Consider the following 23,202-nt stretch of genomic DNA (forward strand, 5'->3'; position numbering starts at 1 on the left):
TTCATTCTTATTTATATTTGATACGCGGATCTGCAACGGAATAAATAATGTCTGTCAGCAGGTTTGCCGCCAGCACCATGAAGGCCGCTAGTAAATTTAATGCCATTAAGGTTGGATAATCCCTGTTCATAATCGAGCCCATCGTAAGCTGACCAATTCCCGGCCAAGAGAAAATTTGCTCGGTTACGACAGCGCCGCCCAGCAGGATCGGCACTTCAAGCCCGATGACCGTTACAATTGGAATTAGCGCATTGCGCAGCGCATGCTTATTCACGACCATAAACTCACGTACGCCCTTGGCGCGTGCTGTCCGCAAATAATCCTGGCCCAAAATATCAATGACGCTTGACCGCACATAACGGATCTTTTTTCCAGCGATGCCCGTCCCCAGTACGAGCACAGGAAGAATGAGATGCTTCAGCCGGTCGACGAATCCGCCATCTCCGCCAAGCGTGATCATGCCGCCTGAGGGCAGCAGCTTTAATTCCAGCGAAAAAACGTAGATTAGGCCCAGCGCGAGGAAGAAGTTCGGAATGGAAATGCCGAGAAAGGAACCGCCTGTTGCCAAATAATCCAGCTTGGAATTTTGCCGGGTTGCGCTAATAATGCCGAGGGGAACCGCAATCGCCAAGCCGACGATGAACGATAGCCCCATGAGCGTGACAGTCGGTCCAATGCGCTCCCCGATCATTTGCGCCACAGGTTGATAGGTTGTCAGCGAGAAGCCGAAGTTTCCTTTAAACACGTCAACGAGCCAATGGATGTATTGCAAATACAGAGGGTCATTCAGCCCCAAAGCATCCTTCTTCGCTTCAATGTCGGCTGGTGGCGTATTAGGATCAATCATCATTTCGACCGGACTTCCGGGCGCCAGATTGATGACAATGAAGTTAATGATCGTCACGCCCAGCAGCACCGGCACAGCAATTAATAGACGCCTAATGATATAGGCCAGCATGCGGCTCTCCCCCTTTTCTCATGAACGTTAGATTCTAGTGAAAAATATTCCTTGCGGGCATTGCCGTACTCCCGCCTTTCCGCCACCACTTTATGCTTCACTCGCAAAGCATGCGACGCTGTGCTGTGCACCTTTCAGCTCCGGTTCCTGCTCGCGGCAGATTGCCATCGCCAGCGGGCAGCGCGTATGAAACCGGCAGCCACTCGGCGGATTCGCCGGACTTGGCACATCGCCTTGAATGACGATGCGCTCCTTCGTCCGCAAATGCGGGTTAGGGACTGGGTAGGCGCTGAGCAGCGCCCGCGTGTAAGGATGCTTCGGCTGGCGAAAAATGCTTTCCGTCGTCGCAATTTCAACGACCTTGCCCAAATACATGACCGCAATGCGGTCGCTAATATACCGAACGGCGCCGAGGCCGTGACCGATAAACAAATAAGTGAGCTGAAACTCCTTCTGCAAATCCTTCAGCAGATTAAGCACCTGTGCTTGAATCGATACGTCGAGTGCCGATACCGGCTCATCGCATACGATTAGCTTCGGCTTAAGCGAGAGTGCCCGTGCAATGCCGATCCGCTGGCGCTGTCCTCCTGAAAACTCGTGAGGATAGCGGTTTTTATAGCTTTTTGGCAAGCCTACAATTTCAAGCAGCTTCTCTACCTCGCCCGCCACCTGCTCCTTCGGCAAAATGCCATGCACAAGCAGCGGCTCCGCCAATATATCGCTAATGCGCTTGCGCGGATTGAGCGAGGAGTACGGATCTTGAAAAATCATCTGCATATCCGAGCGGACCTGCTTCATCGCCTTGCTGCCATAATGGGCAATATCGTCGCCCCGGAACAAAATCCGCCCCTCCGTCGGCTCCTCCAACCTGACAATCGTGCGGCCAATCGTGGATTTGCCACAGCCGGATTCCCCGACCAGCCCGACCGTCTCGCCCGGATAAATCGCTAAATTGACGCCATCAACCGCTTTGACATGCGAGGCCGTACGGGAGATGACCCCTTTGCGGATCGGATAATAGGTTTTCAACTGCTCAATTTGCAGCAGCGGCTGTCTGCCTGCCAGCTCCTGATTAACCATAAGCAGCCTCCTTTGCCATGCTTGCCGGCTGCACAGCAAGCCAGCAGCGTGTTAAGTGATTTTTGCCTGCTGGAATTAATGGGGGAAGCTCAGCTTCGCATTTTTCCATCGCATGGGGGCATCTGGCACGAAAGCGACAGCCTGCCGGCATATTTTGCAAGGAAGGCACCGAACCCGGGATGGACGCAAGGCGCTCGCCATGCTCCGCATCAATATGCGGGATGGACTGCATCAGCCCCTGTGTATAGGGATGCTTGGGCTCATCGAACAACGTAAACACATCCGTCTCCTCTACAACTTGGCCTGCGTACATCACGATGACTTTATCCGCCATTTCTGCAATGACGCCAAGATCATGGGTAATGAGCATAATCGCAGTTCCCGACTCCTGCTTCAGCTTCTTCATCAGCTCCAAAATTTGCGCCTGTATCGTCACGTCCAGCGCCGTCGTTGGCTCATCCGCAATGAGCAGGCGCGGCTCGCAGGACAGCGCCATCGCAATCATGACCCGCTGCCGCATGCCCCCGGAGAGCGCATGCGGATATTCATCCACCATAACCTCGGGGCGGGGAATGCCTACCCTTTTCAACATTTCTATCGCATAGGCTCTAGCCGCCTTTTTATCCAAGCTCATATGCAGCCGAATCGCTTCAATCATTTGATGCCCGATCGTAAATACCGGATTAAGCGACGTCATTGGCTCCTGAAAAATCATCGAAATATCATTGCCGCGAATATCGCGCATTTGCGCTTCAGTCAGTTTCCCGAGACTTTTATCCTCGAAAATAATTTCTCCGCGGCTGATGCGGCCCTTCGCGCCGAGCAATCGCATAATCGACAAGGAGGTGACGCTTTTGCCGCAGCCGGATTCGCCAACGATGCCTAGCGTCTCTCCCGCTTTAAGCCGAAAGCTGACATCATCAATCGAAATGACTTCTCCCTGATCCGTACGAAAGGCTGTCTGCAGCCGATTAACGGTTAGCAAATGCTCCATGTGCTTCTCACGCTCCTTCTATAAAAGTGGTGAAGCCGTACCCTTTCCTCACCTTGCAATAACGGGCAGTGGCTTCGCTTCAGGAGGGATCAAGCTTTGGTAAGGCTTGCCCTCGCGCTCCGCCACATGCTCCTGCTTCGCCTGTACAAGCAGCTCCGGGTTTTGCAGAAGCTCGGCTGCCGTCGCTGCCATAACCTTGCCGGCATGCAGCATGCCTTTGTGCCCAATCGACGTGGCGCCTTGGGAGACGACCTGCCAAGTATGCAGCGGTGTTCCAAGCGCAAGACAAGCAGTTCCGCATTGGGCTGTCGGCACAAGCCAGCTCACATCGCCCACATCCGTCGAGCCTGGCACGATGCCGGCTTGGGGCTTGTACGCCTCCAGCTTATCGGCCAGCGGCTGCTCCGTATCCTCGCCCTGCTGCCTATCGCTTTGCAGCTCCTGCGGGGACAGCGTCTGCCGAATCTGGCTGGCGAACGTCTTTTCTTCCGCATCAAACTGCGGAACACCAAGCCGTTCGAAATTTTGCTGCATTACCTTTTCAAGCGCCGTGTTCAAAATCATATTCGAGGAAGCCGCATCAAAGCGGATTTCCAGCTCCGTTTCGGTCATCAGTGCCGCGCCGCGGGCAATGTTCGTTACGCGTTCATACATTTGCGCCACCTGCTCATTCAGCGGGGCTCTCAGCTTATACAGCACCTCAGCCTCCGCTTGTACAACGTTTGGCGAAATGCCTCCAGCATTCGTAATCGCATAATGCAGGCGCGTTTCCTGCTCCAGATGCTCCCGCAAGTAGTTGGCACCCACATTCATCAGCTCCACGGCATCAAGCGCGCTGCGTCCCAGATGCGGGCTGGCAGCTGCATGGGAGCTTCTCCCCTTGAACTTGTAATAGACTTGGCAAGTAGCGAGAAAGCCATAGGACATCACCCCGTTGCGCGTGGAAGGATGCCAGGTCAACGCCGCATCTACGCCGTCGAAAAGCCCAGCCCTTGCCATAAACGCCTTACCGCCTCCGCCTTCTTCCGCTGGACAGCCATAATATTTCACCGTGCCGCCCAAGCCATTTTCCAGCATGTAAATCCGAAGCGCTGCCGCTGCCGCGAGTGCCCCGGCACCAAGCAAATTATGTCCGCATCCATGTCCATTGCCGCCCGCCTCAATCGGCTGCTTCTCCGTTATTCCTTGATGTTGGCTCAAATTGAACAAAGCATCATATTCGCCTAATATGGCGATGACCGGCGCACCCGAGCCATAGCTGCCAACGATGGCATGAGGCACATCGCCCGCTTCCCTCACAACGTCGAAACCTTCCTGCTCAAGGGTGGCAGCGACAAGCTCCGCCGACTTCTGCTCCGTATAACGCGTTTCTGCAAATGCCCAAATCTCATCGCTCAGGCGAATGAATTCCTCTCGTTTCTGGTCAATAATCGCGGATAAACGTTCTGCATGATGCGTCTTATTCGTTGGGCTCAAAGCAGTCAGCTCCTTTTCCTGTCTCTGTTATTCACTAGCGCGAATTGCGTGTGAACTTTTCTTACGTCAATTAAACAGGATTTTGAGCCGCTTTAGTAGGCGTTGGATTTATGATTTGGACTCATATCTTGGCATAAAGCTAGAGAGCTTGTGGCAATAGGTATCTTTATTTCATTTTTCCAGCTAAAATAGATACTTTTTCGCAGTGGGCAGCTAATAAAGATTCCTTTACAGCCTTTTCCATTAGAATAGCGCTATTAAAAAAAGCTTCCATGGCTGAAACTGGCCATGGAAGCTTTTTGTTCGGTTCCGGTTCTCCATTTGCTGGTTTGTCGCCTCAGCTTATGTTATTTATGAACCAAGGCTTGATCTGAAGGGATGGTCGCTGGCTCCTTCCGCCGCCGAAGCACCCATAAAAACGGCAAAACCGCGAATACAATAATCGCCGCCAGAAGCGTAACGTCATTAATCGCCATCGTGTAGGCCTGCAGCTCTGCATCCTTATCTGGTGCTTGCGGAGCCCTTTCCGCAACATGCACCATGAGCCGCGTCGACAGCAGCGACGTAAACAAGCCAATAGCGAGCGATGCGCTCGCCTGACGCACCCAATTGCTTGCCGAAGAAGCATGAGCCGTCATCTGGCGGGCAATTTGCTCCATCCCCGCATTCGAGACCGGCACAATGCCAAGCGCCACGCCAATGTTGCGAACAATCATCCAACCTATAACATAGCTATGCGGCGTATCCACCGTTAACCGCGACATGGCGAGCGTTCCAATTCCCATTAGCAAAAGGCCTGTCAGCACTAGCCTAGCTGGACCAACACGCCCATACAGCTTCCCGGCAATCGGGATAAAAACCGCCATGGCAATGGAAGCTGGCAGCATCACCAGTCCCGCCTCCATCGCGGAAGCGTTTTGAATCGTTTGGAGGAAGACCGGCGTCAAATACGATCCGCTGTAAAGCGACATGCCAAGCACACTGCTGACGATGAGGCACATTGCAAACCGTCTATTGCTGAACACTGACAGATCAAGCAGCGGCTCTGCGGCAGAACGTTCCCTCCAAATAAAAGCAAGCAACAGCAGCATTCCGGCAGCCAGCAGCCCGACTGTTTTCCATGAGCCCCAGCCCCATTGATCGATTTCACTGAACGCAATCAGCAGGAAGGAGCTGCACGTAATGACCAGCGCAAAGCTAGAACTGTCAAAGCGCTTCGGCTCGCTTAATCGGTAATGCGGAAGCAGCTTCCAAGCCGCAAGCACTGCAGCAATGCCGAAGGGCAGATTCATCCAAAACACCCACTGCCAGGACAGCGACTGAATGAGCCACCCCGACAACGTTGGCCCAAGCGCAGGCGCGAGTACGGTAGAAAGGCTCCACATGCTGCTGGCGAAGGCTTGGCGCTCCCGCGGAATAACCTGATAAATAATCGTCATCGTCACAGGCAAAATTAAACCGCTGAACAGCCCTTGCAGCAGCCGAAATACGATCAGCGCCTCCATGCTCCACGCCACTGCGCAAAGCGCGCACGATACCGTGAAGCCGATAAGCGCCCAAATGTATAAATATTTAGCACTCAGCTTATCTACTAAATAACCCGTCACCGGAGCGATAATGCCATTAGCTAGCATAAAACCTGTCAGCGTCCATTTCACGGTGCTTAGCTCTGCTTGAAAATGGTTCATAAGCACAGGAATCGCCACATTAATCGAGGAAATAGCCAATACGGATAAAAACGCGCCGAAAAATATCGCTGTCATAATCGGCCAAAACGAGCCTTCCGAAAATTCTCCTGTTGCTTCCTTACGCGAAGCGGACATATCCCTTTCTCTCCTTTGGCGGCAGCCTATGCCGTGAACGCACGAAGCCGCAAAACAAGTGCCGCTTCATGTGCTACTTTGCCAGCAGCGCCTCATGCTCCTGATAATAAAAGCTTGATCGCAAAAAGGCTGCACGCGCCCTACCCTAACAAGCTTCGCAGCCTTTTTTTATTGCGCTATGCTTTTCGTTGCCATTGTTACTTTTTCGCCGATGGTTTTACGTATGCGGGTATTGGGCATTCATAAGCTCCGCCCTGCAGCCGTTCCTTCAGCTCCGCCTTCGCCTCCGCAATCAGCTCAGGCGATTGCAGCGCTTCGAGTCCGGTCATCGCCATCACCTTGGCGGCGTGCAGCATGCCTTTATGACCGATAGACGAGGCGCCCTGTGCGACGACCTGCCACGTGTGGAAAGGCGTGCCGATGGCGACACAGGATGTGAAGCATTGCACGGTTGGCACAATCCAGCTTACATCGCCTACATCCGTCGAGCCCGACATGCGGCTCCCGCCTTCCCGCTCGTCAAAGGGCAGCAAAATGTCGCATAAATCCTTGCCTGCAACCTCTTTAAAGGGAACGCTGGCTTTGTCCGCCTCCGACAGCGTAGCGCGAATGGCACGGGCGTAGCGCTGCTCCTCTTCGGAAAATACAGGCATACCCAGTTGTTCGAACTGCTTATGCATGGCACGACCAAGCGTATGGTTCGGCACCAAATTAGAGCAGGCCTTATCGAATACGATTTCGACCTCGGTGCCCGTCATCAGCGCAGCCCCTCTTGCAATATTGCACACACGCTGATAGATTTCCTCTACCTGCGGCGTCTCGGGCGCACGGATAAGGTACAGCACCTCTGCCGCACCTTGTACAACATTCGGCGAGATGCCGCCCGTGTTCGTCACCGCATAATGAACTCTAGCTTCCGGTATGATATGCTCGCGCAAATAGTTAACGCCCACATTCATCAGCTCGACCGCATCGAGCGCACTTCTGCCCAAATGCGGACTGCCCGCTGCATGGGAAGCACGGCCCTTAAATTTATAATAAATTTGGTAATTGGCAAGGGAGTTCCCCGGCATAATGCCGTTCAAGCCTCCCGGATGCCAGCATATCGCCATGTCTGCATCATCGAACAAGCCTTCGCGCGCCATAAACGCTTTTCCCGAGCCACCCTCCTCGCCTGGGCAGCCATAATAGCGCACCGTTCCCGGGATTCCGTTCTGCTCCATATAATGGCGCAGTGCAACAGCAGCAGCCAGCGAGCCCGTGCCGAGCAGATTATGGCCGCACCCATGCCCATTACCGCCCGGCACAACCGGCTGCTCTACAGCAAGCTCCTTATGCTGACTCAATCCTGCGAGCGCGTCAAACTCGCCCAATATCGCGAGGACAGGCGCTCCTTCGCCGTAGCTGTAGCTACCAATGAACGCTGTTTCTATGCCGCCGACGGCCCGCTCTATGTGAAACCCTTCCTCCTCAAGCGCCTTGCACAGCAGCTCAGCCGATTGGTGCTCTTCAAAACGTGTCTCGGCAAGTGCCCAAATTTGATCGCTTAACGCCGTGAACAATGGCTTCTTAAGCTCAATCATATCGCTTAATTCCAAACCCTGCTTCAGCATGCCCCTGCACCTCCAGATTCAACGTTAAATTACATAACATAATTATAACAAGAGAACCTAAAACATAAACAGGGACTGCATTTGTGAATTACCCTCCTTTTTTAACGTATTCCCAGCGTTAACAAGGCAGAAAGGTATCATTTTTCAATATTCCGCCCCCATTTTTGACACCAACCTTCCTTCTCCTATTTTATAAAACGAATAAAACTACTCATTTCCCAGTCATTTTTCATAGAATATCTGTTTATGCAATGCTATAATGTCACTTAACATAACACAATATATAACTCTGGAAAAGGGGGCTGCCCTTTGTATAAGCTGTTGATTGCTGATGATGAGATTGAAATTCGCAATGGATTAAGCCAGTACATCCCTTGGGATCATATTGGTTTCGAGGTAGTCGGACAAGCAGCGAATGGCTTACATGCGCTCGAATATATGGCGGAGCAGCCTGTGGACGTGCTGCTGTGCGACATTAAGATGCCGCAGATGGGAGGAATTGACGTTGCCCGAAAGCTGTTTGAGCAGCGTTCCAGCGTAAGCGTTGTGCTGCTCAGCGGCCACCGCGAATTTGAGCTGGCCCAGCAGGCGCTGAACTATGGCGTGAAGCAATATTTATTGAAGCCGACGAAATACAGCGAAATCAATAAAGTTTTCGAGCGCCTTAAAGAGGACCTTGACCTCAAGGCTTTGCTTGAGCAGCAGTCCGAGACAGAAGAGGCTCCAACTGAAGAACTGGCGGCCCCCGAAACAGCGATTGATAAAATCAAGCATTATATATCATTCCATTACAAGGAAGCTTCCTTGGAAAATGCCTCTAATGTCGTATATATGAACCCCTACTATTTAAGCAAATATTTTAAGCAGAAGACGGGAGAAAACTTCTCCGATTATTTAACTGCGGTCCGTATGAACAAAGCGGCCGAGCTGCTTAAGGACCCTTCCTATAAAACGTACGAAATCAGCGAGCTGGTTGGCTATAGCAATGCCAAAAACTTCACGCGCACGTTCCGCCGCTATTTTGGAGAAACGCCTAGAGAATACCGGAATACGGATGGCAGGCGATTCGAATGACCAAGGTGTATTTCAAATTTTTCGCCCGCAATCTGCTTACTTTTCTTATTCCAATGCTTGTGCCGTTATTGGTGCTCGGCACGTTGTCCACGTTCCTCATTTCGCAATATATAACGAAGGAAATCAACAATAACAATATGAATCTGCTCAAGCAGACGAAAGGCAATATCGAGCTGATCTTTAACGAGCTGGATACGTTGAACCTGCATATTGTCGCCAGCGCCCTGCAATTTACGAATTTGAAAAATATGATGACCAAAGAATTTCCCGAGCCCGTCGATTACGATCAGCTTGCCTCGCTCAAAAACTTTATCGATTCTCCCTCTATCGGCAAGCCTTATATTGATTCGATCTATATATATTTGAATAACGACCGCAAGCGATTTATTTCCTCAACGACTGGCGGCCTGGTCGAGCTGAATGACTTTTACGATGCGGACTGGTACAACAGCTATCAGAACCACCCTTTAGATGAGCTGATGTGGGCGGAAAGCCGGCCCGTCATCCGTCCAACAACTGGCCAGTCCACCGTGCAGACGAACGTCATTACGATGTTCCGCCGCATTTCCGTAGCTGCCGACAACGATGGCATCATTGTACTGAATGTAAAGCCCGATTACATTACGCAAAGCTTAAACGAGCTGGATACCCTGCAAGGACAAAGCATTTTCATTTTGGACCGGGACAATAATGTTATTTTTCGCAATCATCCTGATTATAAGCTGACCGCGGACGATGCCGAGACAATTTATAAGACAGACAGCTCATTCTTCTCTATGAAGGTGAATGGCGAAACGCAGGTGCTGAACAAGCTGGCCTCGGAAAAATACCAATGGACCTTTCTCTCAAGCGTGCCCAGCGACTCCTTATATGTCATTCCAAATGGGCTCAAGCTGACTACGCTGGTGCTGCTGATCATTTCATTTGCAATCGGCACTATGCTGGCCTACTGGCTGACCCGCAAAAACTACAGCAATCTGAAGGCGATTGTCACGATTTTGGATTTCGCCAAGAGCGGCCGCCCGCTTCCGCCTCTGCCTCGTTACTCAAAGGATGTGTTCGGCTACATTTTGCAAAATACGCTTAATCATTTCATCGAGCATAATTTCTTAAAGGTACAGCTGTCCGAGCGAAAATATTTGCTGCAAACGCTGGAATTCGAAGCGCTGCATGCGCAAATCAATCCGCATTTTCTCTTTAATACACTAGAGACGCTCAATTGGAAAGCAAGCAAGCTGACCGGAGGCCCCAATGATATGACCGATATTATCGAAAATCTATCCGATATTTTGCGCTATTCACTGGAAGGCGGCTCGGGCATGGTTTCTCTGCAAACAGAAATCAATCAAACGCTACCCTATATCGCCATTCTCCGCACACGCTACAAGGACAAATTCGATGTAAGCTGGGACGTAGATGACAAAGCACTCAAATATCATGTGCTTAAGCTGACGTTCCAACCACTTATTGAAAACAGCCTTTATCATGGCATAAAAGAAAAAGACGGCTTCGGCCAAATCCGAGTGAAAGCACGGGTGTTCGGCGCGCGGCTGCTGCTCTCCGTCGTCGACAACGGCATAGGCGTAACGGCTGAAAGGCTCGCGCATTTACGAATCCAGTTGGAAAGCAGCCTGGAGCAATCCCAGCATATCGGCATGTTTAATACGCAAAAAAGATTAAAGCTTACCTATGGCAAAGCCTTTGGTCTGACCATCCGCAGCAAGCTTGGCTGGGGAACTGGCATATACATCGCTATCCCAATAGATTGAGCGCGTGCGAGCTTTATACCTATCCGGGGTGAACTACCCTTCGCCACATTGCTCCTCCCCTCCTCTCCGTCCACTTCGCCTCCCTCTAGATAAAAAGAGACGCCTGCTCTGTTCTACACAGAGCAAACGTCTCTTTAGGTTAAGGCAGCTTGCTAACAGCAAATGCCTCTAATTTTATTTTGTTATTTTTTCACCGCTGAAACTAACAAAAACATCGGACGGCGCATTTCCTCCTGCCAAGCCGGATCACTATCCAGCAGCTCCTTCGTCGGCTGCAGCTCCGAAAGCCGCTTAAGCTCAAACCCAGATTCTATCAAAACGTTCATATAGGTTGAAACCGTCGATGGTATTTGATGACATTATGCTCCAGAAATCTGGACTGACGCAGGCCCTCCCTATGATAATCATCCAGCGGCCAATGCAGCTTTTCTCCCTCATCGCCATAATGCCAGTCCTGTCTCGCAAGCGCGGTAAACACCGGATGCTCTACCGAAAATACAAATGCGCCGCTTGGCGTCAGGCAATGATGGATTTTATAAAAGAGGCCGCCCAGTTGCTCTACATAGTGCAGCGCAAGCGAGCTAATTACGATATCGAACTCCTCCGCTGGAAAATCGATGTCCTCAATCGCAAGCTGGCGATATTCAATCTGCTCATCGTCCGTCATTTCCTTTGCCCTTTACGGCATCTTTCTTTACTTTACACCCCGATTTAAAAATTATCATCCTTTAAAAAAGGAAAAAAAGCCTTGCAGGCCGCAAGGCTTTCTTCGTGCTTTGTAACGTTTAAGCGGGTGATGGGAATCGAACCCACGCTATTAGCTTGGAAGGCTAAAGGAACTCTCATTCAGAGAGGCTCCTTTAGCTTCAAAATGCCGCCGTTACTGCATTTTATAAAAATTATAGTGTCTACCGATTTCACCGAATATCATTTGAATGAATTTTTTTTCCCCTTTTTTTCCCCTTTCCCCCTCATTCCCCCCGGCTGTATTTTAGGGGGAATACACTACTTGGACCACCTTGCCTAGAAATACGCAGCCGTTACACCCTTCAATATTATTATCCTCATATACAGGTTGCTCACCCTCGTAACTTTGTAATTTCCTAATTGCTATTTCGTCATTTAGACGCATGGCTACAATATCTCCCTGCTCAAAAATATTCGTATCTGATACCAGTACCATATCGCCTGGCTCAATATTTATTTCACTCACAAAATTTTTCCCTACATTAATATACATCTTCTGATAATCTCCTTTGCTGATTTTAATAAAAAAGCCGACACAAAGTACGCTGTTTATCAGCATCTTCGTGTCGGCCTCCGATCCGGCATTTCTCCATACGGCTTCCAACCCTTATTCTGTTATGATGGGATTTTAACCTGATCATTCATTACTAGCTTTCTCAGGTCCTTATTCAGCACGATAGATGTCGTTTGTATTCGGAAGTTGTCCCCTGTCACATACGTCTTCATATCGTCTATTTTTAGTCCCTCATGCAGCCCGCCAAATAGCGGCGTGAAGTCTCCCCGCATTACTTCAAGTATCTCTTTTAAAAAGTCATCAAAAGTCCCGTGTTTCACCTCTCGACCGAGCAGGTAGAGCTCAAAGTTGGTGAACTGTGCGACGTAGACTAGTGAGACCCTGTTACCACGGACCTTTAATAAGGTCGCGACTGGTCCTCTACCTGACCATGCTCGTTTCATAGCTGCAAAATGTTTGATCATTACTGACTCAAATTCTGCAATCCTCATGATGCCATTCCTTTTATATTATCTATCTCTATGTGTTTTTTTGTTTCCCTCGGTTTTACATTTTTAATATAGCATAGGGAGTATATACCTTATTGTCGTATGGTGTCGAACGGCTTCCATATTTCGAGACTAGTCAAGGAATTTCTTGACTTTTATATAGTCCGAATGTATAATTTTGGATCAAAAAAAAAAGACCGACCCCCGAATTTCCGAGAATCAGTCCTTTTTGATTAAGTGCTCCACTAAATATAGCTTACGATTTATTACATTTGCAGTTACTCCGCCTTCAAAAAATGCTGTACTGCCCCATCTATCGACCTTCACATATTCAATATGGTCGATGTTGACAAGGATGTTGCTATCCAGCGACTTAAAGCCAAGCGGCATGAAAATTTGTTTACAGGCGTCCAATGTTAAAACTACCGTAAAAACCCCTTTTGCTGTGTGAAACCTTGGGACAGAATAGTTTTTCTTGGGCTGAAACATGTCGACTTTAAAAATCTCACTAATCTTTAAAGTGACGAATTGATCGCCCAAACGCTCATCATCGTCCCAAACTCTCTGCCCTAAAAACTCCGATGTCATATCCATTGTCGGACCACTCTACTTGCGCAGTTCTTTCGGCACTGGCTGCGTGCCGATAAAAATTTTAAAATTTGCTTCCTTGTCTGACTCAGCTGACTTTATTGCTTCTTTTTCAAGGACTTTCGAGAGTTTACGCGCTAGTTTTTGTTTCATTCTCTTGCACCCCCATCCTGATGTTTAATAGCAACCAATGCCATTTGCGCCAAGAAAGCGAGCGCAATTACATCCGATTGCAGAAATATATTAGACAATATTAGCAGCAGGGGGGCGCCGCTCCCCCTCTGGTAAATCAGTAATACGAACATACTCAACAAGGTTAATACTATCACGGTTACATCATTAAGGACAATATGAGGAATTATTGAAAGAAGGGCTGTCGAAACAACAAAGCATTTGGTCAAAGAAAGATGAACCCCGCCTGTAAAATGCCTCAGGATGCAAAAAGCGACCATGCCCATCAAAGTCATGAGGAACGCGCCTGTCGCCCATCCCATGCTTAAGGTGACGGCAGCTATGAGTGCCGGATTGATCCAGTATCCAAGCTGGTAGGCCATCACATTGACCGACACGTCGCCCTGTGGATCAGCCCGTTTTATCGACAAGGCTATCTTTTTGGAAATGTATTCAATCATCATCCTCCCGATCCCTCCTACTAGACAGATAATATAGTATGATCAAGGCCAACAACACTAATGGATAAATGAACATGACCACATTGAAATGTATGGTTATGTACAACGCAGCTGTAATAATGACAGCAAGGGAAAATGTCGAGACAATGATTAATCGGTTTGTTCCGCTAAAAAACTTCTCTCTGATGTCAAAATCGTGCGGCGGAATCACGATGAATGCAAAGCCAAGGTTGAAGAGTTTGAAGATGACGCCTATAATCAACGCCGCAGAATCGGTCAATATTTGTATGGTCTCGACTCCTGCCCCGCCTGTGCTGCCCGCGACGGACTCGCTGACTCCGAACAGCGTCGCGACGTAGTAAACAGGCATTTGTAAAGCCACGAATACGCCAAACCCCGCTGCTACCATTACCCATGAATAAAATACTTTCACCTTCAATAAGAACCTATTGAACAAAAGGAAAATCATAATTTGCGCCACCATGTCCAATACAGGCGATAGATCAAGAACAACCCTAAATAAATAAGATGAGCATGAGCTGAAGGCGCATAACAACGCGATTATATATTTGTGTTCCCGCAGACTCTGCCTAAAGATTTTAAACATAAGAATAACGACAGCAAGAGCATCAAACATACTTAACAACAAAAAAACAATTGTATCCAGGTCGCCACCGTCTTTATTTGTATTTTTAAAAACGAAACTATACTTTACATTGTCATCATTGCATGATGACATATAAATTGGCAATACGGAATTTGACGCTATATGAATAATGCGTCCTCTCCATTAGCTGTAATTTATTACCTTTGATATAGGAACACTTGTTTGCATATAATAAAACTCATGGGGGTGTTGGTTATGAGCAAGAAGCTTGCGGATAACGGTCTATGGGAGAGCAGCCGCATCATACTGCCGGAGCATCGCGCCGCTTACTTAAATCTATTGAAAGAACGTCACCGACGGGAACGGGTTGAATTGGATGAGCAGGAAAAGGAGCTTATATCAATAGCCCTGAGATCCTCGTATAAGCATCGCGTGCCGCTGAGCATACAGATGTATGATCCGTTCGAAACACTACGCGTGGAGGGCGTTGTCAATGCCATAGCAGATCTGCGCGGCGCCTTTAGAGTGGAAGATGATTGGTATCAAATTGAGGATATTGAGCGCGTTGAAAAGTATGAAGATTGGTAAAAACGAGGTGCCTCAGGATTTATAGTTGAATAACTTCTTTCCCATATACTTATTGGATTCTTCATTTTGAGCCCAATTTTCTTATTGCTCATGTTCTATTTCTGGTTTAGTCTTGAGATAACAAGCCAAGATTATTTGATAAAAACTGGGGGATATTCAATGAGCAGATTGATTTTCATTTCGCACATTCACGAAGAGCAGGAATTAGCTATTTTATTTAAAGATGCACTAGAAGAGGAATTTAGTGGGTTTGTAGATATTTTCGTTTCTTCAGATGGAACTTCTATACCGGCGGGAGCACACTTCCTGAAAAAGATAGAAAAGAACCTTATAGAATGCAGTGCAGCACTCTTTTTAATTAGTCCATTTTCAGTTAATCGTAATTGGATTAATTTTGAATTAGGATCTGTCTGGATTAGAAACCAACTAAATGAATTAAACCAAGGGCCTGCAATTCCTGCGGTGCCTATTTGTCATTCTGGCATGGACTTCTCCAAGCTCCCCCACCCAATAAATAGTCTAAACGCGATTCAAGCCAATATGCCATCGCAAATTGAATTCGCCTTTAGAAGCATCCAAGCCGCTGTAGGGGGAAGAGGTAAGTTAAAAACAGATTTCTTTGATCTTGCAAGTAAAATTAGTAGATTTGAAGGGCGCTACACTAAAGGTGAAAAAATCAAGAAATTTGTATACACATTCACTAATAATCCTTCAGAAATATATCAACTAATTGATAATAATCCTAGTGCGCTCAGAGTAGTACTTTCCATTGGTGAAGTTGAGAAAGAAAACATTGATAAATTAAAGGGGAATCTTAATGGAATTGAAGAATACATAACAGTAATTTCTCCGCCCTTAGCGTTGAGAGTTGATTCCTATGGTGCCAGGCATTCAGCAAATGTAGATATACAATTTGATTCTGCAATTATGCGAGAATACAGGCATCTTATACTGGGCAAATAAATTCAAGTTCATTGCCCCTCTATCTTAACATCAGGAGAGAAATGTGAAATGAAAATAGTTAGGGATAAAGCATTACTTGCAAATAAGAAATACAGATAGGAGAGTGACTTTATACTTTGGGACAGTCAGAGAATGGGAAAAAAGAAACAGAACCTATTCAATGCTGGATGATGAATCAAAATTAAAAGAGTTGAATGAATTTGAATTTTTCAATGGTATCGAGGATTTGAAATTGAAGCCTGCTTAAAAACAAAAAAAGCCCTGCCGACCTAATGGTTAACGGGAACAAAAAAAGCCGCAGGGATGCTTTCCCATACGGCTCTTTTTTAATTTAGCATAATGACATTTCTGACACAAGCATTTAGTTAGAAATCTCCCTCTTTTTTCCCACATATCGCCAAATTACGACTTTTGTAGTATATTATCTATACTAAAAGTACTAGCAAATCCTCCAACCGATGGAGTATTAACGGAGTGAATTTATTGACTTGGGAAATGAAATCTCATACTAAAGCGAAACATGTTGTTCTAGAAAATTATCTGAAAGCATGGTTTCCGATAATGGCCCATACTTTTGAACGGATTATTTACATTGATGGATTTGCTGGTCCGGGTAGATATCTCAAAGGTGAAGACGGATCACCAATTAAGGCATTAAAAATTGCTCTAGATATCTTTAAACAGCATAAAGTGAAGCTAATGAAAAAGGATTTTATATTTGTTTTTATTGAGGAAGATAAAGAATCCTATGAATCTCTTTTAAATGAAATCAAAAAATTAGCCCTACCTGATGAATTCAAAGTGATTCCTTTGAATGAAAAATTCGATGTTGCAATGGAAAAAATACTTGGTAATATTAAAACTTCGCTCGCACCAACCTTTACCTTCATTGATCCTTTCGGAACTAAAGGTGTCCCGTTTAGCATTTCACAGAAAATATTATCCTACAACAGTTGTGAAGTGTTTTTCAATTTCATGTCATCTGGTGTTATCCGCTCTTCATCAGTAACAGATCATACAGAATTATTTGGAACTGAAGAATGGAAAGAAATAAATGATCTTGAGCCTTCAGAAAAGCATTATGCTTTCTTAGATTTATATTTCAAACAATTGAAGACTTCTGCAAAAGTAAAATTTGTAAGAAGTTTTAACGTTAGAAACAAGAAAAATGCAACTATTTTCGATCTGATCTACGCCACAAATAATAAAGTTGGGTTAGAAAAAATGAAAGCAGCAATGTGGGCAGCTGACCCAATGGGTAATTATACATTTCGTGATACTACAGATAAGAATCAATTAGTACTTTTTGAAGATAGCCCGGATCTTACTCCTTTAAAAGAAACTTTACTCCATAAATTTTCAAAACAATCAGTCCAAATACAGAAAATAGAAGAGTTTGTTCTGTTTGAAACACCGTATCTTAGCACACACATTAAAACAAAAACACTTGTCCCTCTTGAGAAGGAGAAAACAATTACTGTAAATAGACCTAGCGGCAGCAGAAAAGGCTATGTAAAAGGAACTATTATTAACTTCCCATAAGCCGAATGTACGTTCTTATTTTTGTATGCTATACTGTTATTAAAAGCGAGGAGGGATCATAATGGCTACAATGTCGTCCATCGAATGGACAGAAGCTACTTGGAATCCCGTTACTGGTTGTACAAAGGTCTCTGATGGATGCAAAAACTGTTATGCTGCTACAATGGCTAAAAGATTACACGCTATGAGAAATCGTAGATATGAAAATGGATTCAATCTTACTCTACATCACGATTTAACTAAATTACCATTAACCTGGAAAAGACCTCGAAGAATCTTCGTCAACTCAATGTCTGATTTATACCATAAGGACATTCCTATTGAGTTTATACACGAAGTATTTGAAACGATGAACGCTGCACACTGGCATACCTTTCAAATTCTTACAAAAAGATCTGAGCGATTATTAGAAATTTCAAGTCAGTTAAGGTGGCCTTCAAATGTATGGCAAGGAGTGAGTGTTGAAAACAGTCGTGTACTTCATCGAATAGATGACTTACGTCTAGTTCCAGCTCAAGTACGTTTTTTATCCATTGAACCACTACTGGGACCTCTAGATAATCTAAATTTGGATGGAATCCATTGGGTAATTGTTGGTGGAGAAAGTGGGAGTGGTGCCCGTCCTATGAATGAGGAATGGGTTACCAGTATACGCGATCAATGTTTAGAACAAAATGTCGCGTTCTTCTTTAAACAGTGGGGCGGAGTACGAAAACATAGATATGGAAGAGAATTAGAAGGGCGAACTTGGGATGAATTCCCTGACATATCAACAGAAAACCAAAAAAAACTAATAACTTTATAAGAAATCCCCGCTGACCTAATAGTCGCGGGGATTTCTGCTGCTAAATCAATCCTTTACGTTTAAGTAACACAACAAAGCGGTAAAAATCATAGCTACCACCATCCGGTGTATCAATCAAGCCTGCTTTAACGGCCGCATCTACGGATGACTGCGCCCAGCTCGGAACGGACATTTTGTGCTTGCTCTCCAGATCGGCCAGACGCTTCTCCAACCCCTCAATCAATTCCTCTTGTTTACTTGCCTTTTCCCCCAATGCTTCAAACGCTTTTTGTTCTGCTGCTGTCATTCCCTCTTCATCTCCTTGTTCAATTTTCGCTTGCGCTGCAGCGATCTGCACCGCTGTAGGCCGCTGTCCCGCTCTGTATTGTGCTGTTGTCAGCCCAAACGTCATTTCGAAATGAGGATAATCCTTAAATGAGGTCCACTCGCCTCCCCATGCAAAGCCAAGCGCCTTGGCCTCCTGCACAACCTCTGTCCAATCAGCAACGCCATCAAAGTCACCGTCGCGCTTCGTATCCCAATACACTTGTTTCCCATCGGCAGCCAACAACGCAAAATCTATCGCTACGCCGTAATTATGAAAGCTGTACCCGCCCTTGACTTGAGTCACGATGGACAACTTGTTCCCCTTGGCATCAAATTTCACTGTTCGTCCTTGCGCATAAAGTGCATCTTGCTCTGCGATTGTTCGCAGGCCCTGCACTATTACAATGGGCACCCCACGATTATATGCCCTCTCAATCAGACGATCAGCCGCTGCAGCAACGACGGGTAATAAGCCCGCCAGGCGCGCCGCCGACTTACTCTTTACCTGCGTCAGTGTCAGCACCAGCATTACCTCCTTGCTTTACGAGTTGGTGACCATAAACGGACACGGCCCCCACCAAGATGCCTTGAATAAATGCCTCTACGTTAAGGCCGGTTAGCAACAGGCAAACCACAACAGCAACGCCCGTCACAATATAAACGATGCTCCAATTTGGCACTCGCGGTGTTTGCTTAAGCACATATCCGATCACCCAGCATGCTGCCACCAAAACAAGCAGTTCCGCTTTAATAAGTCCTTGAATAACGTTCCATTCCATATCTATCATTCCTTTCAATTTTAATTATCGTCTTTACTTCCTTCCAAACGGTTAATTCGCTTGTGGGCCTGTTTGACTGACTCCTCTACTCTAATCACGCGTTCTGATAGAGCTTCGAAACGCTGTCCTTGCGCTCGTTGTTCCAGCCGCATATCGTCCACGCCGCGCTTAATATAGTCCACGTCAGTCTTTAAAACAGCATCGCTGCCCGCATCGTTTCGTGTGTTTTGACGCACCATTCGATTCTGGCCGATCCAACCAAGTATAATGGCGCTGATGATTCCAGCAGCTGAGACGAGCATCATTAGAGTTGATTGATTCATTTTCGCTTCCACCTCCTTTGACATAAAAAATAGCCCCGCATCAGCGGAGCTTAATGTTATGAATATATTAACAGGTAAAATTATGCTATAATCAGGAAGCAATAGAATAGGCTTTATGGGCGGTCGGCTACCTCTCTACGAAGGGAGGGATGCCTTGTGACAGTATTTGAAGCACTCATGCTTATGCTTACCTTTGGTACGCTTCTCGTGGCGCTAATAGCACTACTGTTCAACAAAAATAAATAGACCGCCCTCGGTCAAAGGTAGCGGTCTATTTTCCCGTAAATCCTCTTGAAGCCTACCGCCCTTAAAAGCGGCTGTTGCGCTGGGAGTCGTGTTACTAGCACGGCTCTCTTTGCAGTATAAGCTGTTTCTTCCTGTATTATAACACAAAGCAATTTTTGATGTAATACATACTTTACACATCTAAATTTTAACGATACTCAGTTCTCCCCATTCAAGTCCATTTCCACTACCCGCAGCTCCGTTACCGCGACCTAACGCTGCCTTTAAAAAGGTCGTGTCAATCGGTAGCGTGAAAGGAACTCGCAAGAAAGAGCCCTGTCCTGGTTGCGCGTAAAACTCTCCCCACAGGTTCGTGTTCGTGGCCCCTGCCTGAATATCCAAAAACAAACCCGATGTGCCGGTTAACTGCAATTTAATCCGTTGTTGCTGCGCCGTGGTTGAACGAACTCGACATCGCAACTCGAACGATTCCCCCGCGAATGCAAACAGATTGTTGATCTGTCCCACCAAGCTCTTTTCGCCAGCGACATCGTATAAATTGGTTTGCTCGAAACTTGGAACGCCCCACGTTGGAGAAGAAGCGTGAAAAATCTTATCCCCCCAATAAGAGCTATTCGTAAGCGACCAAAAGCCTGGAGCTTCCGGAGAAACGCCTGCGAATGTAATCAAATTGTCCTTTGCTAAATCCACTCGCACCGTACTGTGGTCAGCATATAGCAATCCGGACAAGGTAAGCATTTCGGCTGTTTCGGCGTCCCTTGCTGCCTTGAGCGCGTCAAGGATTAAGACTACGTCAGAATAGTACATCTGGTTGCTGGAGCCGACATTTGTGTAATCAATCTGCTGCGGGTGGATCAGGAAGGCCATTGCAAGCTTGTACTTGATGCAAAGCGCAATCTGAGCCAGTGTGTCGTCCCTATGCTGCGCGCTGGTCTTCCCGGGCGGCATAGCCGTGACCGTGTACCGAGCAGCTCCTAAATAATTTCCTGTCGGCAGCCGGCGAACGATTGGCCCAATGTATGCCGAATAATGCGCATGATTTTCATAAATCATTCGGCCGGCTTCGCTGTAAAAGTTGCTGATTAACTTATTCTTGTCCAGGTCCTTGTATTCGCCAGACGGCGTAGCCCCTACTTGAATAAATCCTTGGCATTTCAAACCCCAATAGGACTCCACTGTATTTTTTGATAAGACGATCTCGCGGGTTAGGTCACCCCTATTCCACGGCGTATCATGATTGTATCCGTGAGCCCAAGGCTCCATGCCCCAGCGATGAGCCCATGTTTTGAATTCAGCAACAGTCACTGTTTTATTGTTGTCGTTACTGGGGTTTGTAATGAGCCCCATTGTCCACGGGAAGAAGCGGGAACGCATTTCGGCGAGCATGTTGGTTTTCATGAAATACGTCGAATCGTCAAAGGTAATGGCGAATGCAGCCTTGTCCCCGATGCCTATCGCCCCACCCTTGGAAAGTGTGGCCTGCTCCTTAAGCACCTGCGGCATGACATTGCCGTATTGAATGGCCCGATCTGCCATGCCCCTTGCTACTTTGTCCATCAAATCACCGTCCCTTTAACGGTCACATTGCCTCCGGTAACTGCAGACACCCTAATAATAACTGTATTGAGCCCTTGTATCCCAAACTCCCACATCTCGCCAGTGACGGGCGTTCCACCAGTCGTGCTAGAAGCAGGAGTATAATCTGAGACCCTGCTACCCATAAGCGCATATTGTGCACCGCTGGGCCCCAACGCTTTAAATTCGAGCATCCTGCTTGTGGCGGTGCCTGTAATTTCAACAATAAGCGTCGATTTATTACCTACCACCAGCGGAATGCCGTCTCCTACTTCTATAGCTGCGTTCTGAAACGTGTGCTGCGTGGGCGTGACGGGCGAACCCCCGCCCCCACCACCGCCTATACTTCTGATGAGATCCACCAAGTTGACGGTGTTGCCATCTTCTCCAATTATGCGACCGGAATGAATAGAGAATTTCTGAATATCAGGCATAAATATGCCGCCCCCTCCTATTGTCCGATGATGATATATTTAAATGTCGTGTCCGGGGACCACGAAGGCAAACATATATAGCTTGATGTAAAATCGCTCGGATTAGCGTGTCTAGAAAAATCCGTCCTCGTTGTGTTGGTCTGTCTTGATCTGATTGGATAGCCCACAATAGTATCTGGAGATAATTCCTCACAATAAAGAGTGTAACCTCCATAAAACGCATTGTTCATAAGCAACACGATTCTTGGCGTTACGTTATGGCCTGTTATCTCGACGATATACCCACCATCACTGCCCCCTTCATATGACGGAAATCTATTTGAAGTAGATATCGAGCCGTTAGTTACCGTTCCTGCTACAATTGTATACCCGACAGGCATAGCGCCTAGCAATCCAAACATATCTACACCTTGCCGGACGTTCGCTGCGATAAAATCAGGATCATCAGCAAAGATGCCCATGTAGCCCGCGCCATTTCCTCCGCCGTTAAGATAGGCTCCTAAAGGAGAGCGCAAATGCAGTCTCCCTGTCGTTGGGCCTGTAGGTCCCATTTCAGCGCGAACCCATCCGGCGTACTCCTCGCCGCCGCGAAGCGGCATTGTGCCAGCAACTAAACCCGTCTCTGTTCCTATCGTTTTTCCTGCTACAACCTCAGCAGCTACAGCTGTGCCGTATTCACCCCCTTCACCCTGTAAGATAAAATTTGTACCACTCAATACAAGGGTATAGACCGTGGCCTTTAAATATCCTGCACTCGGTGCAGATCCGTTTGGCTTGATAATGGCCCTTGCTCCAAGCCCGTTCACATTTATTGTAGGATTCGCGCCATTAGTTACATGCAGTTTAACCGTGATGCGCAATCCATCAATAAGAGCAGTAACTGATGCGATTGTGGCCAAATACGCGATACTCGTGCCTGCTGTTACTCCATACCCCAGATTTTGCATGGTGCTCATTCGGGCAACTTCCTCCCATGGCCACCATGTTCCTACAGTACATCTCCGCATCCACATCCGCGGAGGATTTGAAAGGGAATGAACCAACTGCATGACATGTGAGTCAGCTCCAATGTTGATTACTTGAAGATAGCCATAAAAATTGGCTATCGGTCCATTCGCGGGATTATTGACGTAAAAAGTCCCGTTATTTTTAAACGTGTCAAGGTTGCCTCCAGATGTTGACTGCGTTTTGATTGTATTCTCGTTGATTTCCTGCCCCAACTGATTAAGGTCGGAAGGCTGGACGATATCATTCATGCCCCAATCTGTTTTTGCCACG

Annotated in this window: 28 protein-coding genes; 7 read left to right on the forward strand and 21 right to left on the reverse strand. The window is 47.2% G+C overall.

Annotated features, from left to right (window positions below):
- Positions 1 to 7: 7 nt before the first annotated feature.
- The 6 genes from WH37_RS26355 to WH37_RS26380 all read right to left on the reverse strand — a co-directional run bounded on the left by WH37_RS26355 (position 8) and on the right by WH37_RS26380 (position 7,944).
- On the reverse strand, positions 8 to 958 hold the full coding sequence (locus tag WH37_RS26355) for an ABC transporter permease (RefSeq protein WP_046233643.1): 951 nt from the start codon (positions 956 to 958) through the stop codon (positions 8 to 10).
- 90 nt (positions 959 to 1,048) lie between these two features.
- On the reverse strand, positions 1,049 to 2,038 hold the full coding sequence (locus WH37_RS26360) for an ABC transporter ATP-binding protein (protein ID WP_046233644.1): 990 nt from the start codon (positions 2,036 to 2,038) through the stop codon (positions 1,049 to 1,051).
- Positions 2,031 to 3,032, reverse strand: a complete 1,002-nt coding sequence (locus tag WH37_RS26365; RefSeq protein ID WP_046233645.1) for an ABC transporter ATP-binding protein — start codon at positions 3,030 to 3,032, stop codon at positions 2,031 to 2,033. Before WH37_RS26365 ends, WH37_RS26360 begins: the two co-directional genes overlap by 8 nt.
- A 48-nt stretch (positions 3,033 to 3,080) precedes the next feature.
- A complete protein-coding gene (locus WH37_RS26370; RefSeq protein WP_046233646.1) occupies positions 3,081 to 4,508 on the reverse strand; it encodes an amidohydrolase in 1,428 nt (475 codons plus the stop codon).
- 347 nt (positions 4,509 to 4,855) lie between these two features.
- Positions 4,856 to 6,331, reverse strand: a complete 1,476-nt coding sequence (locus WH37_RS26375) for an MDR family MFS transporter (RefSeq protein ID WP_046233647.1) — start codon at positions 6,329 to 6,331, stop codon at positions 4,856 to 4,858.
- A 197-nt stretch (positions 6,332 to 6,528) separates the two neighbouring features.
- The gene (locus WH37_RS26380) at positions 6,529 to 7,944 is read right to left on the reverse strand and encodes a M20 family metallopeptidase (RefSeq protein WP_046233648.1); all 1,416 of its coding nucleotides are present in this window, start codon (positions 7,942 to 7,944) and stop codon (positions 6,529 to 6,531) included.
- A gap of 309 nt (positions 7,945 to 8,253) precedes the next feature.
- Between WH37_RS26380 and WH37_RS26385 the strand changes: the two genes are divergently transcribed.
- Together WH37_RS26385 and WH37_RS26390 are read left to right on the forward strand one after the other, a co-directional pair.
- Entirely contained in the window at positions 8,254 to 9,018 is a 765-nt protein-coding gene (locus WH37_RS26385) for a response regulator transcription factor (RefSeq protein ID WP_046233649.1), read from the forward strand.
- Positions 9,015 to 10,787, forward strand: a complete 1,773-nt coding sequence (locus tag WH37_RS26390; RefSeq protein WP_046233650.1) for a cache domain-containing sensor histidine kinase — start codon at positions 9,015 to 9,017, stop codon at positions 10,785 to 10,787. The genes WH37_RS26385 and WH37_RS26390 overlap by 4 nt, the downstream gene beginning before the upstream one ends.
- Before the next feature lie 182 nt (positions 10,788 to 10,969).
- Here WH37_RS26390 and WH37_RS36705 read toward each other — a convergent pair whose 3' ends face one another.
- The 9 genes from WH37_RS36705 to WH37_RS35770 all read right to left on the reverse strand — a co-directional run bounded on the left by WH37_RS36705 (position 10,970) and on the right by WH37_RS35770 (position 14,225).
- Positions 10,970 to 11,113: a hypothetical protein gene (locus tag WH37_RS36705; RefSeq protein ID WP_231594378.1), complete on the reverse strand. Its 144-nt coding sequence runs from the start codon at positions 11,111 to 11,113 to the stop codon at positions 10,970 to 10,972.
- Entirely contained in the window at positions 11,110 to 11,454 is a 345-nt protein-coding gene (locus WH37_RS26395; RefSeq protein ID WP_052737234.1) for a class I SAM-dependent methyltransferase, read from the reverse strand. The genes WH37_RS36705 and WH37_RS26395 overlap by 4 nt, the downstream gene beginning before the upstream one ends.
- 44 nt (positions 11,455 to 11,498) lie before the next feature.
- Positions 11,499 to 11,633 (reverse strand): hypothetical protein, encoded by a 135-nt coding sequence (locus WH37_RS37155; RefSeq protein WP_269431349.1) that lies wholly within the window; start codon positions 11,631 to 11,633, stop codon positions 11,499 to 11,501.
- A gap of 145 nt (positions 11,634 to 11,778) precedes the next feature.
- Positions 11,779 to 12,093: a S24 family peptidase gene (locus WH37_RS26400; protein ID WP_046233651.1), complete on the reverse strand. Its 315-nt coding sequence runs from the start codon at positions 12,091 to 12,093 to the stop codon at positions 11,779 to 11,781.
- A 56-nt stretch (positions 12,094 to 12,149) separates the two neighbouring features.
- Entirely contained in the window at positions 12,150 to 12,539 is a 390-nt protein-coding gene (locus WH37_RS26405) for a hypothetical protein (RefSeq protein ID WP_046233652.1), read from the reverse strand.
- Positions 12,540 to 12,755: 216 nt separating this feature from the next.
- The gene (locus WH37_RS26410; protein WP_046233653.1) at positions 12,756 to 13,130 is read right to left on the reverse strand and encodes a LytTR family DNA-binding domain-containing protein; all 375 of its coding nucleotides are present in this window, start codon (positions 13,128 to 13,130) and stop codon (positions 12,756 to 12,758) included.
- Between the two features lie 12 nt (positions 13,131 to 13,142).
- A complete protein-coding gene (locus WH37_RS37160) occupies positions 13,143 to 13,277 on the reverse strand; it encodes a hypothetical protein (RefSeq protein ID WP_269431350.1) in 135 nt (44 codons plus the stop codon).
- Positions 13,274 to 13,759, reverse strand: a complete 486-nt coding sequence (locus tag WH37_RS26415; RefSeq protein ID WP_046233654.1) for an accessory gene regulator B family protein — start codon at positions 13,757 to 13,759, stop codon at positions 13,274 to 13,276. The genes WH37_RS37160 and WH37_RS26415 overlap by 4 nt, the downstream gene beginning before the upstream one ends.
- On the reverse strand, positions 13,749 to 14,225 hold the full coding sequence (locus tag WH37_RS35770; protein ID WP_156182374.1) for a hypothetical protein: 477 nt from the start codon (positions 14,223 to 14,225) through the stop codon (positions 13,749 to 13,751). The genes WH37_RS26415 and WH37_RS35770 overlap by 11 nt, the downstream gene beginning before the upstream one ends.
- Positions 14,226 to 14,618: 393 nt before the next feature.
- Here WH37_RS35770 and WH37_RS26425 point away from each other — a divergent pair, with 393 nt between their 5' ends.
- The 4 genes from WH37_RS26425 (at position 14,619) to WH37_RS26440 (ending at position 18,261) form a co-directional block, all read left to right on the forward strand.
- Entirely contained in the window at positions 14,619 to 14,951 is a 333-nt protein-coding gene (locus tag WH37_RS26425) for a YolD-like family protein (RefSeq protein ID WP_046233656.1), read from the forward strand.
- A 159-nt stretch (positions 14,952 to 15,110) separates the two neighbouring features.
- Complete coding sequence (locus WH37_RS26430; RefSeq protein WP_046233657.1) at positions 15,111 to 15,914, forward strand: toll/interleukin-1 receptor domain-containing protein; 804 nt, start codon at positions 15,111 to 15,113, stop codon at positions 15,912 to 15,914.
- Positions 15,915 to 16,388: 474 nt separating this feature from the next.
- Positions 16,389 to 17,456, forward strand: coding sequence for a three-Cys-motif partner protein TcmP (locus WH37_RS33960; protein ID WP_052737235.1), 1,068 nt, complete (start codon positions 16,389 to 16,391; stop codon positions 17,454 to 17,456).
- A 61-nt stretch (positions 17,457 to 17,517) separates the two neighbouring features.
- Entirely contained in the window at positions 17,518 to 18,261 is a 744-nt protein-coding gene (locus WH37_RS26440; RefSeq protein ID WP_046233658.1) for a DUF5131 family protein, read from the forward strand.
- 40 nt (positions 18,262 to 18,301) lie between these two features.
- On the opposite strand, the gene WH37_RS26445 is transcribed toward WH37_RS26440, so the two are convergent.
- The 3 genes from WH37_RS26445 to WH37_RS26455 are packed head-to-tail and all read right to left on the reverse strand — an operon-like array spanning position 18,302 to position 19,669.
- Positions 18,302 to 19,096 (reverse strand): M15 family metallopeptidase, encoded by a 795-nt coding sequence (locus WH37_RS26445; protein WP_052737236.1) that lies wholly within the window; start codon positions 19,094 to 19,096, stop codon positions 18,302 to 18,304.
- A complete protein-coding gene (locus tag WH37_RS26450) occupies positions 19,062 to 19,346 on the reverse strand; it encodes a phage holin family protein (RefSeq protein ID WP_046233659.1) in 285 nt (94 codons plus the stop codon). Before WH37_RS26450 ends, WH37_RS26445 begins: the two co-directional genes overlap by 35 nt.
- 20 nt (positions 19,347 to 19,366) lie before the next feature.
- Positions 19,367 to 19,669, reverse strand: a complete 303-nt coding sequence (locus WH37_RS26455) for a hypothetical protein (protein ID WP_046233660.1) — start codon at positions 19,667 to 19,669, stop codon at positions 19,367 to 19,369.
- Positions 19,670 to 19,825: 156 nt separating this feature from the next.
- On the opposite strand from WH37_RS26455, the gene WH37_RS37530 reads away from it, so the two are divergent.
- Positions 19,826 to 19,915 carry a putative holin-like toxin gene (locus WH37_RS37530; RefSeq protein WP_074904961.1) on the forward strand — a complete coding sequence of 30 codons (90 nt, stop codon included), beginning with the start codon at positions 19,826 to 19,828 and terminating at the stop codon, positions 19,913 to 19,915.
- 180 nt (positions 19,916 to 20,095) lie between these two features.
- On the opposite strand, the gene WH37_RS26460 is transcribed toward WH37_RS37530, so the two are convergent.
- The 3 genes from WH37_RS26460 to WH37_RS26470 are packed head-to-tail and all read right to left on the reverse strand — an operon-like array spanning position 20,096 to position 23,201.
- Positions 20,096 to 21,472 carry a polysaccharide deacetylase family protein gene (locus WH37_RS26460; RefSeq protein WP_046233661.1) on the reverse strand — a complete coding sequence of 459 codons (1,377 nt, stop codon included), beginning with the start codon at positions 21,470 to 21,472 and terminating at the stop codon, positions 20,096 to 20,098.
- The gene (locus WH37_RS26465) at positions 21,472 to 21,924 is read right to left on the reverse strand and encodes a hypothetical protein (protein WP_046233662.1); all 453 of its coding nucleotides are present in this window, start codon (positions 21,922 to 21,924) and stop codon (positions 21,472 to 21,474) included. The genes WH37_RS26460 and WH37_RS26465 overlap by 1 nt, the downstream gene beginning before the upstream one ends.
- 17 nt (positions 21,925 to 21,941) lie before the next feature.
- Complete coding sequence (locus WH37_RS26470) at positions 21,942 to 23,201, reverse strand: pyocin knob domain-containing protein (protein WP_046233663.1); 1,260 nt, start codon at positions 23,199 to 23,201, stop codon at positions 21,942 to 21,944.
- Between the last annotated feature and the right edge of the window lies 1 nt (position 23,202).

Origin of the sequence: Paenibacillus algorifonticola, assembly GCF_000971975.1 — a bacterium.
GTDB lineage: Bacteria > Bacillota > Bacilli > Paenibacillales > Paenibacillaceae > Pristimantibacillus > Pristimantibacillus algorifonticola.

Coding starts and splice junctions, on each gene's coding strand:
- WH37_RS26450 (WP_046233659.1), bottom strand. CDS start 19,346: ATGGAATGGAACGTTATTCAAGGACTTATTAAAGCGGAACTGCTTGTT.
- WH37_RS26355 (WP_046233643.1), bottom strand. CDS start 958: ATGCTGGCCTATATCATTAGGCGTCTATTAATTGCTGTGCCGGTGCTG.
- WH37_RS26455 (WP_046233660.1), bottom strand. CDS start 19,669: ATGAATCAATCAACTCTAATGATGCTCGTCTCAGCTGCTGGAATCATC.
- WH37_RS26425 (WP_046233656.1), top strand. CDS start 14,619: ATGAGCAAGAAGCTTGCGGATAACGGTCTATGGGAGAGCAGCCGCATC.
- WH37_RS26360 (WP_046233644.1), bottom strand. CDS start 2,038: ATGGTTAATCAGGAGCTGGCAGGCAGACAGCCGCTGCTGCAAATTGAG.
- WH37_RS26445 (WP_052737236.1), bottom strand. CDS start 19,096: ATGCTGGTGCTGACACTGACGCAGGTAAAGAGTAAGTCGGCGGCGCGC.
- WH37_RS26365 (WP_046233645.1), bottom strand. CDS start 3,032: ATGGAGCATTTGCTAACCGTTAATCGGCTGCAGACAGCCTTTCGTACG.
- WH37_RS26415 (WP_046233654.1), bottom strand. CDS start 13,759: ATGATGATTGAATACATTTCCAAAAAGATAGCCTTGTCGATAAAACGG.
- WH37_RS36705 (WP_231594378.1), bottom strand. CDS start 11,113: ATGAACGTTTTGATAGAATCTGGGTTTGAGCTTAAGCGGCTTTCGGAG.
- WH37_RS26380 (WP_046233648.1), bottom strand. CDS start 7,944: ATGCTGAAGCAGGGTTTGGAATTAAGCGATATGATTGAGCTTAAGAAG.
- WH37_RS26430 (WP_046233657.1), top strand. CDS start 15,111: ATGAGCAGATTGATTTTCATTTCGCACATTCACGAAGAGCAGGAATTA.
- WH37_RS26460 (WP_046233661.1), bottom strand. CDS start 21,472: ATGGACAAAGTAGCAAGGGGCATGGCAGATCGGGCCATTCAATACGGC.
- WH37_RS37155 (WP_269431349.1), bottom strand. CDS start 11,633: ATGAGAGTTCCTTTAGCCTTCCAAGCTAATAGCGTGGGTTCGATTCCC.
- WH37_RS35770 (WP_156182374.1), bottom strand. CDS start 14,225: ATGATTTTCCTTTTGTTCAATAGGTTCTTATTGAAGGTGAAAGTATTT.
- WH37_RS26375 (WP_046233647.1), bottom strand. CDS start 6,331: ATGTCCGCTTCGCGTAAGGAAGCAACAGGAGAATTTTCGGAAGGCTCG.
- WH37_RS37160 (WP_269431350.1), bottom strand. CDS start 13,277: ATGAAACAAAAACTAGCGCGTAAACTCTCGAAAGTCCTTGAAAAAGAA.
- WH37_RS26440 (WP_046233658.1), top strand. CDS start 17,518: ATGGCTACAATGTCGTCCATCGAATGGACAGAAGCTACTTGGAATCCC.
- WH37_RS26410 (WP_046233653.1), bottom strand. CDS start 13,130: ATGGATATGACATCGGAGTTTTTAGGGCAGAGAGTTTGGGACGATGAT.
- WH37_RS26465 (WP_046233662.1), bottom strand. CDS start 21,924: ATGCCTGATATTCAGAAATTCTCTATTCATTCCGGTCGCATAATTGGA.
- WH37_RS26395 (WP_052737234.1), bottom strand. CDS start 11,454: ATGACGGACGATGAGCAGATTGAATATCGCCAGCTTGCGATTGAGGAC.
- WH37_RS26390 (WP_046233650.1), top strand. CDS start 9,015: ATGACCAAGGTGTATTTCAAATTTTTCGCCCGCAATCTGCTTACTTTT.
- WH37_RS26400 (WP_046233651.1), bottom strand. CDS start 12,093: ATGCTGATAAACAGCGTACTTTGTGTCGGCTTTTTTATTAAAATCAGC.
- WH37_RS26405 (WP_046233652.1), bottom strand. CDS start 12,539: ATGAGGATTGCAGAATTTGAGTCAGTAATGATCAAACATTTTGCAGCT.